9 protein-coding genes are annotated in these 10,569 nt (G+C 36.8%); 4 read left to right on the top strand and 5 right to left on the bottom strand.

Annotated elements, in window-relative coordinates; translation table 11 throughout:
- Positions 1-131 precede the first annotated feature (131 nt).
- From H7A25_17800 to H7A25_17790, 3 genes are all read right to left on the bottom strand, one after another.
- Positions 132-452 carry a hypothetical protein gene (locus tag H7A25_17800; protein ID MCP5501762.1) on the bottom strand — a complete coding sequence of 107 codons (321 nt, stop codon included), beginning with the start codon at positions 450-452 and terminating at the stop codon, positions 132-134.
- A gap of 111 nt (positions 453-563) precedes the next feature.
- On the bottom strand, positions 564-1,079 hold the full coding sequence (locus H7A25_17795) for a hypothetical protein (GenBank protein MCP5501761.1): 516 nt from the start codon (positions 1,077-1,079) through the stop codon (positions 564-566).
- Positions 1,076-2,812: a Hint domain-containing protein gene (locus tag H7A25_17790; protein MCP5501760.1), complete on the bottom strand. Its 1,737-nt coding sequence runs from the start codon at positions 2,810-2,812 to the stop codon at positions 1,076-1,078. Before H7A25_17790 ends, H7A25_17795 begins: the two co-directional genes overlap by 4 nt.
- 502 nt (positions 2,813-3,314) lie before the next feature.
- On the opposite strand from H7A25_17790, the gene H7A25_17785 reads away from it, so the two are divergent.
- Positions 3,315-3,728 carry a hypothetical protein gene (locus H7A25_17785; protein ID MCP5501759.1) on the top strand — a complete coding sequence of 138 codons (414 nt, stop codon included), beginning with the start codon at positions 3,315-3,317 and terminating at the stop codon, positions 3,726-3,728.
- A 509-nt stretch (positions 3,729-4,237) separates the two neighbouring features.
- On the opposite strand, the gene H7A25_17780 is transcribed toward H7A25_17785, so the two are convergent.
- Positions 4,238-5,161, bottom strand: a complete 924-nt coding sequence (locus H7A25_17780) for an Rpn family recombination-promoting nuclease/putative transposase (GenBank protein ID MCP5501758.1) — start codon at positions 5,159-5,161, stop codon at positions 4,238-4,240.
- A gap of 219 nt (positions 5,162-5,380) precedes the next feature.
- Here H7A25_17780 and H7A25_17775 point away from each other — a divergent pair, with 219 nt between their 5' ends.
- Both H7A25_17775 and H7A25_17770 read left to right on the top strand, forming a co-directional pair.
- On the top strand, positions 5,381-5,632 hold the full coding sequence (locus H7A25_17775) for a hypothetical protein (GenBank protein ID MCP5501757.1): 252 nt from the start codon (positions 5,381-5,383) through the stop codon (positions 5,630-5,632).
- Positions 5,629-6,054, top strand: a complete 426-nt coding sequence (locus tag H7A25_17770; protein MCP5501756.1) for a hypothetical protein — start codon at positions 5,629-5,631, stop codon at positions 6,052-6,054. Before H7A25_17775 ends, H7A25_17770 begins: the two co-directional genes overlap by 4 nt.
- 286 nt (positions 6,055-6,340) lie before the next feature.
- On the opposite strand, the gene H7A25_17765 is transcribed toward H7A25_17770, so the two are convergent.
- Positions 6,341-7,276: a hypothetical protein gene (locus tag H7A25_17765; GenBank protein ID MCP5501755.1), complete on the bottom strand. Its 936-nt coding sequence runs from the start codon at positions 7,274-7,276 to the stop codon at positions 6,341-6,343.
- Positions 7,277-7,523: 247 nt separating this feature from the next.
- Here H7A25_17765 and H7A25_17760 point away from each other — a divergent pair, with 247 nt between their 5' ends.
- Positions 7,524-10,544: an AAA family ATPase gene (locus H7A25_17760; protein MCP5501754.1), complete on the top strand. Its 3,021-nt coding sequence runs from the start codon at positions 7,524-7,526 to the stop codon at positions 10,542-10,544.
- The last annotated feature ends 25 nt before the right edge of the window (positions 10,545-10,569 follow it).

The following is a 10,569-nucleotide window of genomic DNA, read 5'->3' as shown; positions in this document are numbered from 1 at the left end:
AGTGTGGTTGTCTTCCACCTCGAAGTTATAGACCAACTCATCTCTGTATTCCTGTTCCACAGACAGTACCTCCATGGAACTGCCGTCCGCGTACTTCGACGCGCTTCGCTTGCTCAGTAACCGGATGTAAGCTATCCCGTTATAGCTTCTTTCCACACTGCCTCTGAGCTGTGGTTCAAACCACCGGTTATGAAAAACGGGTGGTTCCATGTGGTTTCGACAGCCTTTCCATTAGCATAGGTGAGCTTAAAGATGGTCTTCACCTCGTGGCGGAAAAGCTGTGTCACGGGCTTGTATTCTATTTCCCCGGTTTTTTCGTTATAGGACAGCACCACATCCCCAATTTGAATCTCTTCGATTTTTTTGAAACCGTTTATTTTCCGGCATATATTGTAAAAACAATGCTTACTTTTTTCAGAGTCTTTGCATATCCCTCTTTTTCTTTTCTTTATGTAAAGTAAAGAAAAAGGAGGGGCAAAAAGAAAAGAAACCCGCTACTCACACATCCGTGTGTTCGTGCGCTCCGGGCAGCCGTCCATGGCTGCTTATATTAAGAATACTAACTATTCTTTAAAAAGATCGGTATATCTCAGTTTGCAATCTTTTAATCTTGGATGAAATCCAAAACAACCATTTTTCATTTTTATCCAATCGTTTATATCAATTTTTTTATCTATCTTTTGTTTATTTATTACTCTTGTGAATATAATATAATCATAAAAAATTATGCTATTTTTTATTGTACTGCTTCCAAAACAAACTTCTTTTCTTGGAGCTATTTTAATTGTAAATATATTATTTTTTACATTAACGTCTTTTAAAAGAGTGCTTGAATCGTCACATGGCGATTCCATCGGAAGAGGATTTCTTGCCTCTCCTTTTTTATATAATTCATATTCATTATAATATATTTCATTATAAAAAACTTTAATTGTTAATGTATGATTGGAATTATTTGAAAAAATCATAGTTTTTTTATTTACTGTTTCAGGAGGTTCAAAAGTAAAAATAATTATTACTAAGAGTAAGATAATTACTCCAAGAAATATGATAGATATTTTCAAAATTCGCTTTATCATTTTGGGTTCCTTGCATTATTCAAATAATTTATATACTGCAAGTAAGTATGAAAATTATCTTTTCTACTGTTTTTGTTGACACTATTATAGCGTAAAGAAGTTGAACTATTGTATAAAGATCTGAAATATTCTGCTTGTGCTTCTTCGGATAACTTTTTAAATTTATTTTCTTTATCTGGATAAAAATATTGATTAGCTTTTATTTGTTGAACATGATCATAATAATAACCTAAATTTTTAAAAGCCATATATTTTCTTTTAATAGAATTCCATTCGGACAAGGTTCCAGTTTCAGAATTTTGGTTACTATATATATGCCAGCCTTCATGAATAATTGTTTCAGTATCACCAAATCCATAATCTCCGTTTTTTTTAAATCTACCTTCATATACATATACTATATTTCCTTCTGTATACATAACATCTTCCTTTTTCCTATTGGTTGCTTTTAAATATAAATTCGTAATTTCCCTTTTGAAAAATGATTGTTCGGTACTAGGTTTGATTTTGATAACGTCTGTGTTTAGTCGTTTTCCATAAATTAAGCTTAAAAGTTTCTTTTCGTAAAATGTTAAGCTACGTCCTTCGTTACTAATGTATGCACTCCTTTTATTATTTTCGGTGTCGATTTGACGATCATAATAATTAATTAAAGAACTGAATATATCTAAAGTTCCTTCTTTTAAAGAATTTCTAAAATCATCTACATTTCGATTACCATTCCCCAACGCAATTTTAATTAGTAGTTTTTGTTTGTTTTCTTCTGTAAGAAGTTTTCCTTGATTTTTTAATTCATCTATTATAAATTCATCAATATTATTAAATGGTTGTTCAATAGGATTTAACTTTTGATTTTTTATAGGAAGTTTTAGTTCATCTTGTAGATAAAAATCTTTAGGATCATAATTATGAACCCAAACCCTATTTTCCCCGACAAAATAGCTGTGAGTATTTTCCACTTCAAAGTTGTAAACTCCGACAGAGCTTACATACTTCTCTTTATTAGACTCGACTTCTATAATACCGGTTGAAGTGATTAATTTATTGCCGGCAAGAATATCTTTGGCTTCTGTCCAGCCCCTATTTTCTATATAGAATGGGTGGTTCCAGGTTGTCTCTATTATCTCCCCGTTAGATAAGCGGATTTCAAAAAGCGTATCTACCTCGTGATAATAAAGCTCGGTGACTTTTTTATACACAATCTTTCCGGAAGCCTCGTCTTTTGACAGCACCACATCCCCAACCTGTATATCTTCGATTTTTTTGAAACCGTTTTTTGTGGAGATTAGAGTCCCGGCCACAAAACAGGTGCGTTGGTGGTAGACGCCGTTTGCATCTACCCAGCCGTCGTCATCTACATTGCTTCCCTGTAAAATTTGCCAGGCATCGTTTGCATCACCTACAAATTTAGTCCATAAACTATCATCTTTGTTTTTTGACCAGCCGGAAGCTTCGTCATCTGTAGGAGGCATTTTTCCTGTATTAACAGCTTCCTGTATCAGCTCCTTATTCAAAGCCGAAATTTGCTTGGGAGTGAGGGAATCAAGGTCGTCACTAAGTCCCAATTTAGCAGCTATCTCTTTTGTTCGCTCTTTTCCGATTAGAGCAGCTATCTCCTCTGTTTGCCCCTTTTTCTTTTTATTTATAGCATCTGCAAGAGCCTGATCATTTTCAGTTCTGATTTGTTGTTCCAGAGTATTATTTACATAATCAGAAAGAATATTATTATTCATGAAGGTTCCGCTGTTATTCGTACTGATGATATTGGTTCCATTTATACTAAGGGAAGAGTTATACTTACCATCACTTCCCATACGAAATCCCAGCTGGGGAGTAATTCCCAGCAAAGGATCAATATCCTTACCTTCGCCAGGTGGTGCGATACGAGGCAGCGTTACTTTTACATCCAGACCCACCACATTTTTATTATCAGGTTTTTGATTAAACGGATCCAGAGATACATTATCTGCATCTTTACGGAAGGACTTCGACTGAAAGAAAAGACTCGGATTCACTCCGGGAGGAAGTTTCATTTCGGGACTTAAGAAGCTACCGAAGTTAAGATTCCCACCAACCGTTTTATTCGTCAAGTTTACATTGACTGAACCCGTATTTCCAAAATTGTAACCCATAGAAGTCGAACCTTTCCCATCTACATTCAAAGTGAAGTTTCCTTTAGAGGCACTGACGCCAAAACCAAACTTTTTCTTGTAGTTTATATCCCAGGGGTTTTTCTTGCCCGTCTCCGTCATGCTTATACTCAATGAACTCTGGGAAGAGGCTGACATGTTCAGCACTCCATTAAAAAAACCAACCAGGGCTCCTTTTGGTCCATTTTTAGAACCATCTACTGTTTTGAATATGAGGTTGGCAGCTTTGGCGTTTAAAGCGTTTTCAGCCGTAGTTCCTGACATGGTGGATAGATTGGGCATACTCGGTAAATTGGAAACTCCACCGGTTATCCAATTGCCTATACTGGAAGAAAAAGGAATATGCGAAAGTACGTTTTCAGCGACCCAGGTACCTGCTGAGGAAAGAGCATTCCCTACTGTATTTGTTATGGTATTTGTAACATTGGAGATGGCATTTCCCGCGGGACCGAGAAAACTTAAAGCCCCCATGGAAACAGCCGTAATAACGGCTGTCTGAACTGTTGAATTTATGGCCTGAATACGTTCTTCTTTATCCGATTTTTTTTGCTCGTAATTCCCTATTTTCTTATCCACAAAAGCTTTGGCTATTTTTGGAGAAAAACCAAATTGAGTTGCAAATGCAGAGGCTAATTGCTTTTTTGCCTCGTCTTTCATGAATTGCTCTCTACTCGGTTGGTGTTGATAGAAATCATTCAAATGACCCAGTCCAAATGAGCCGGTTGTAATATCCCTTGCTCCATCAATCAGACTTTCTGCACGAGCATTAGTTGTGAATGCTTGCATGGTATCAAATGCTGTATCAAGATTCTGAGGGTATACGGGTTTAGCATAAATCTGGTATAGCTTAATTTCGGGAATTGTTGCTTACAATTACCGGATTCTATAGCCTAGTTGGATTGAAAAATCCATTGGATATATAGGTATTATTCATCCCGGCAACACGATTTTTTAAATAAGTTCCGGAATTCATAGTATAACTCTATCATGCCTGGAGCTACCGATGACTCACCCGCAACTCTCCAACCCTTCCCTTACCTTTTGGATCTCATCTAAAGAAAGGCCTGTAACTTTTTGGATGGTCTCATTAGATAAGCCGGCCTTTATACAATTGATAGTGGTTTCCAGTTTTTCTTCTGCTTTGCCTTCCGCTTTGCCTTCTGCTTTGCCTTCCGCTCTGCCTTCTATCCTTGCAGTAGAAATAACATCTTTTTCTATAGCTGAATTCATCAGGTATTTTTCATAATCCAGTCTTTCCTGTTCACTCATATTGAGTATCTTTAATTTCTCTCTGGCTTTATCTATATTTCGTGAATGAAACTCGGTTTTGACTATATTGTTTTTCATCATATAGATCCATTCGTCTATATCTTCTTTCACTATGTCAGGATAGCGGTTTACCGAAATTATATAGTATTCTGGAAATATATTCTTTTTCTGAAATTTTATCCTTAGCTCACCGTCTACCATGGTCTCGACTTTTTCCCGTACATCCAATAGTTCATTTGTATGCATTCCGCGAATTTCGGTACTGCCATAATAGATGTAATCGGTGCCCCTACCCATATTAAAGTATTGCACACTCACAGATATGATTTTACTAATATTCGAATAGGCATCTCCCAGGCGAAAATGGTCGACTATGGTTTTCGAGACTCCAAAAAGCAATCGTTCCATAAAGTCAGATTCCGAGTCGCTCTGCACTTCTATGATGACCTTCCTATCTTTACTATCCCTGATAAGTACATCCACTCTATTATATTTTTGTGAGGCATTCTGCTGGTTACTCTCACTTTCTAATACTTCGAGAACGGTCACTTCTTCTTTTAATAAGGCGGAAAGAAAACCCTCGATTATATCAAAGTTTGCCTTATTTCTTAGCATGGTTTTGATTACCCAATCAAATCGAATCAATAGGTCTTTGTTTTTCATAGAAACTGCCTCAATTTCCAGTCTTTAAACAGGAAATCCGGGTTGTCAAGGAGAAAAAGCAGGTGAAAAGCGAATCTACGGAGACTCACCTACCTGTATGAAAATTCAGTTCTTGCAGGAAAATATCCTTGACTCTTAATTTCACAAACTGCAATCTTAACATCTGCTTATGATAAATGAAACTATTTACCACGAACTACTCAAACCAGGATTAAAAAAATGAAAAAGGGAATTTGTGAAAGGTGTGGTGAATATAGGTTTATCAATAAACATCATATTTATCCTAAAAAGTATTTCTTAGAAAAGGATAACAATGAAACCGTTGTATTATGCTTGGAATGCCATGCTGAAATTCATGAATTATTACCCGGGGAAAAGCAGGAAAAGAAGTTTTATATAGATTTCACCAATAAATTTATTGGCCTATTAATATTTTTCATTCTTTTCTCCCTATTTAGGATATTATTATGAAACAAATACAAATTGGAATATTAAAAATAGATTCCGGGAAATTATTATTATGTGACCCTCTATATCTGGAAGACTGGCAAAAAGAATCCAGGCCGACTAAACGAGAATATATCCATACAAAAACAGAACAAATTTTCACTTACGGAACGGATTTCCAGAACTATTCCGATAAAATAGGTGACAAAACTATTAAACAATTAATTCAAGATGGAACTTTGAAATTAAGAGATGTTGAGAATAATAATGATTTCTCATACCATGCAATCACTCAAAAACTGTCTAAACTGGGTTTTGCACAATTTGACTTCTCAAACGAAAATCCCGGTAAAGCAGTATCGATCCTTAGTGATGATGGCGAATATCCAGTTTTTGCCGAACTGGAGGAAGATAAACTCATAAAAGTTTGGATAGACTTCAGCTAATTCTTTCCCTTGTGTGAAAATTTCCTTGACTCTTACTTCCCTAAACTATAGACTTAACATCTGCTTATGATGGAATAACCAAAAGAATCCTTGACATATTTTTAGTTGCTTTCTATTTTCTTCCTACCATGCAGACATCTATTGCTCTTGAATTACCTGAATTGCACATTGACTTTGCTGCTATTTTAGAAGAAGCAAGGGGGTTTTTAAGAATTATCTATCCAAATTAGAGAATTTCACTATGTCCGGAGTATAGTCAGGTTTCCACTTTGGAAGGGAATGATAGTTATTGTTCTCTCTCCAACTCCTCCTGGGATAAACCGGTTTTTTGAGAGATTTCCGAGATAGGCATCCCGCTTTTTTTAAGTATTTTTGCAAAATCCAACATTGCGTTTTTGCTCTTCTCTAAAGCTTTATCCTTCTCTTCCAGAGCTTTATCCTTTTCTTCCAGAGCTTTATCCTTCTCTTCCAGAGCTTTATTCTTTTGCTCTATAGCTTCTTCTCTTTCCTGAATTTGCCTTGCCATTGACTTGAAAGAGGACTCTATTTCATTCTCAATTTCTGCTTTTTTTCGTAATTCTTCTGATACCCCCGCCATTTGCAAACGATGGACAATCTTCTTTAAAATATCAAAATCAAGCATTGTATCAGGAAAGCTGATTATAAACCTCTCTGAATCAATTCGGGTCTGGTCAAAGATGGAGAGTAAAGCTTCTAATTTTGTTTTTACTCCTTCTTTCAAAAGGTGAATCTGGATAAGGTATGTGTCATGACTGAGTGATTCAATAAAGGCATTTTTTACATTTAATTTCTGACCTGTAAACCGATTGTAATAATCTCTTTTCACATAAGTAGCAGCAGGTAGATTTTCATCGAGGGGATAGCCCAAGAAATATATGGTGATAATAGGATAATTGTCTTTATCTTTGGAATACCTTTCACCGAGATAATTACGAAACCTACGTAAATCATCAAAATATTTCCCTTTTTGCATTTCTATGAGCACTTTTTTGGTGCCGGTTTTGGTTTTGATGACAGCATGAAAGTCCATCCGCAAAACGGTAAATACAAACTCTTTCATCTGCACTGTGTTTTCCTGCGGCTGCAAGGCTAATTCAATAATTTCCTCGTCTATGATTGTGCCGATAAACTCTCTGGCTATTTCATTGTCTTCGAGCATATATTTGAAAAACACATCATAAATAGGATTAGCTATCAGCATGGTATACTCCTATTTTTTAGACTATTTTCTGTTGTTTCAAATGCAAGAAATATATTGGAACGGAAATTCAGGAAGTAAACAAGCACTTGTTTGCCTGCGATTAAGAAAAATTTCCCTATTTTTTTAAATGGATAATTATCAGACCCAAGTAGGAAATCAAATAATCGTGACGAAAAGCATAGTTTATTTCTTTTCCCTTCCCATAAAATTAGTTGCTATTACACATAATTTTTAAAACTATAGACCTATGGAGTATGTAGAGATTGCCGGGATGAAAGTCCCCAAATTTGAAAACACCGGGAAAATCCCCGTGTATCCTTCTAATTTCATTGAGACCGAGACCAGCCTGAAAAACCTCAGAAATGTCCTGTATCCCCTTTTAGAGGGTTATCCGGTGCTTTTAGTAGGAGACGCCGGGGTTGGAAAAAACGCTCTTATTTATTATATTAACGCTCGAAGAAACCATCCGACAATTCGTTTCAGCTTCAACGAAGATACACTTCCGGAAGATCTGATTGGTTCCTACAGGCTTTTGATGGATGGAAAAGGTTTTGAGTGGGTAAATGGACCTCTCATTTCGGCCCTGCGTTCCGGTTCCACGTTTGTGGCTGATGAAATGAATCTCTGTTCTCCATCGGTTATTAAGCGCTTCGCTTCGGTTTATGAATCGAATTATATTAATATGCTGGAAGGTGATGGTTCCAGGGTATCAGCAAAAAATGGTTTCAACTTTGTTGGAACTCAGAACCCTGCTGAAGGCTTTGAAGGTCGTAAGTCTCTACCTTTTGAAATTACAAGACATTTTGCCACCGTCTATATAGATGAATACCCTCCTTCTGAAATTTATTATATTCTAAAAAAACTATATCCGGATCTGGCCGAATCCCTTATCCAGACCTGTATCCGCATTACTATGGAAACGGAAAAACGGGTAACCTCCGGTGTCTTAGGTAAAGGAGATCTGGAAAAATACCACTTTAACTTGAGAACTTTAAAGAAAGCCTGTAGTCGATTAAATACTTACGATCCGAGTTCAAAACAGATTTTTTATAGAGAATTAGAAAACCTTTATGTAGAGCCTTTTCGACAGGAAGAAGATAGAAGAAGACAGGCTCAGCTTTTACGAGACGAACTGCAGGTCAAAGATAATCTTGTTCCGGTTGAAATCAGCTTTTTTGTCAAGGATAAAACTCTCTATTGCAATGATAAAGAAGTTCGAATTGAAAACGAAGACAGGGCTAAAAACTTATTAAACGCCATCCCTCTTACTTCTAAAATCCGTTTATTCTTAGAAAAAGTATTAACTGCCGTTCAGATGAAAGAAAACATCCTCATCGAATACGGAGAAGAAGACGATACCAACTTTTTATTGCCTCTTTTATCCGAACTTTACGGAGAACGTCTGGAAATCATTCATCTTTCCAAGGGTATTCATACCTCTGATATCCTCGGCTCTCTAAAACCGCTTGAAGATGGAAATATCAAGTGGATAGATGGACCTTTAAGTCGGGGGATACGTAACGATTCTACTATTGTGATTACAGCACTTGAAGCAGCCGGTGCAGAACTCATAGAGAAGTTAAACATGCTCCTAGATGATGCTCGTTCCCTGTCCCTGCCACCGGAAAGTGGAGAAGAACATCCTATTTCCCTGCAAAACAATACTGTAATTTATGCCTGGAAGCTCTTCCGTAAAACCAAGTCTACAGCTACCATTTCACGGGCTTTTAGAAACCGCTTCACTGCCATCATCTTTCCTAAATTAGAAGATTCAGATTCACTAACAGAAATCCTCGAATTTTATCTGCCGGAAATGGAACTCATTTCTCTCATGGTAGAATTCCACATAAAGCTTAAGGATCTTTCTCACAGAAGGGTTATTGGCTCTGCAAACCTGAATCCTTATATCTTCGGACTTTCCAACTTACTTCGCTGGAAAGACCACATTCTTCATAATAACCATCCGGAATCGGAAAAACTTAAAGAAAGCATTGTGCTTGGAGGACTTATCTACTACATCAACCAGATAAGCGATCCCAAAGAACGGTATAACATGCAAAGGATTTTGGAACAGGGTATCAAGAACCGAAAGTTTCCGGAAGACCTCTATGAAAAAATAGAGAGTAAAAAAAAAACCTATACGATAGCTACTGATATCGAAAAAAAGCGCTGGTGGGATCCTGAACTTCATAAGCGGGATCCCAATACAGGAAAAGCAAAGCTTCGTAATTCCGGGAATCCTTTAAAAAAAGGAATTGAAATCGACACACCGGAAACAGGAGGAGAGACCAAAGAAGGTGCCGATGCCTGGTATGGTAAGGATACCAGGGGAAATATGGGACAGGGAGAACCCGGAGGCGGTGGTGGTGCCTGGGGTTACAGAACCGAAGAACTCTATAAGCAATTCCTTGCAAAACGAAAAATTCTCTGGAGTTATACGATAGACGTTAGTCTCAAAGAATATAAGGAAATCTTTGGAAACCAGTTGGACGACGTCGAGCTTAACCTCGAAAAACTCTTTGACCCGGAAATTGATATTACCCGCATGTACCAAAACGAAGGCAGAAGAATTGACACCCGTAAGTACATCTCTTTTAAGAATGGCCGCGGAGATACCAGAGTTTTTGATAAAACGATCATAGATAAAAAAGAAGAGAAACTTAAAGGTGTTGAAGTAGTATTTCTGGTCAGCAAGTCCAGACGTATTTTTAATTTTGAATATTCGGTGGCTAATCTTTCCGCACTTTTAAGTAGTTGCCATATTATGAATGTGCATAATGTGCGTTTTGCAGTTCACAGCTATTCTGACAGGAAAAATTTAAAAGATAAGATAGACTTAAGTTGCATCAAAAATTATGAAGAAGAATACGATGATGCAAAGGAAGAAGAATTATTTCGCTCTTTATGTACAGATTGGCAGGGTGATTCGGTTTATGAGTATATTCTTTTGGAAAACTGCGAACGTTACTTCACTTCAGAATCTAATACAAGAATTATTGTAATGATTTCAGACTTTCGCGGACAAAGAGGAAAAATGTATGTGGAAGACGAAATCGCCTCCATGGAAAACCGCAAGCTTAAAGCCGAAGTTTTAAAGAACATGAAAAAATCATATATTTTCCTCGGGGTCGGACTCGGTACCCGCGAAATAGCAAAAGAATTATTCCATGATTATGTTCAAATTAATCCTGATAATTTTTCAAACATGCCGAACCTTATTGGAGGAGAACTTTCTAGATTAATTTTAACCCATCATAGCACTGTTTAATGATTCTGCTTGTCGAAAAATGGGG

The sequence above is a fragment of the Leptospiraceae bacterium genome (genome assembly GCA_024233835.1).
Lineage (GTDB): Bacteria > Spirochaetota > Leptospiria > Leptospirales > Leptospiraceae > JACKPC01.
The sequence above is the reverse complement of the archived record's forward strand: the minus strand, read 5'-3'. Positions and strand labels throughout refer to the sequence as shown.